This window comes from Psychromonas sp. Urea-02u-13 (assembly GCF_002835995.1).
Taxonomy (GTDB): Bacteria; Pseudomonadota; Gammaproteobacteria; order Enterobacterales; family Psychromonadaceae; genus Psychromonas.
In genome coordinates this window covers 1-586 of the sequence record NZ_PJBZ01000244.1, presented here as the reverse complement: position 1 = coordinate 586, position 586 = coordinate 1, and the positions used below count along the sequence as shown (strand labels likewise).

Annotated in this window: 1 protein-coding gene; it reads left to right on the top strand. The window is 33.4% G+C overall.

Translation table 11 applies throughout. From position 1 onward, the window contains the following. Positions 1-112: 112 nt before the first annotated feature. Positions 113-511 carry a hypothetical protein gene (locus CXF74_RS21615; RefSeq protein WP_101084702.1) on the top strand — a complete coding sequence of 133 codons (399 nt, stop codon included), beginning with the start codon at positions 113-115 and terminating at the stop codon, positions 509-511. Positions 512-586 lie beyond the last annotated feature (75 nt).

Sequence of the window (586 nt, the reverse complement as noted above, 5' to 3'; positions counted from 1 at the left end):
GGCACTTAAACGGAATTAAAACAGTTGGTTTTGTTCGTGCCTCACAAATTATAACCAACTGTTTTAATCCGCTTAGTGCGGCGTTAGATTTATACTTATATATAGAGATGTTATGGAAAACGATACAGAAGTAAAAATACGCAAGATTTCACAATACCTTTGGGCTTACGCAATAATTCTCATACTAGGGGCATTATGGAACGTCTTAGATGGAGATATTGAGAATATTCGTGACTTTATACGAGGAATCATTCGGTCTTGTGTAATGATATTTCTAGCAAAAACTATTTGGGATTTGAAGAAAGCTTCGTGGTGGTGTATAGCTTCTTTAACTTGTCTATTTTCTGTTTTTGGGATTGTTGCTGTGGTAATGTTATTTGTTGCCGGTGTAATGGTAGATCAAAGCAAAATTGTCTTTATGGCATTAACTATTATCCCGACAGTAGCTTTATTAATTAAAATATTTTTACTGATTATTCAGAAAGATGTAAAAGTTCAATTTCTCAATTAAATCTAACAAGTTGCTTAAACGGAACTAAAACAGTTCATCATTTTTGCAAAAAAGACCGCAAAAATACTGCCCTGC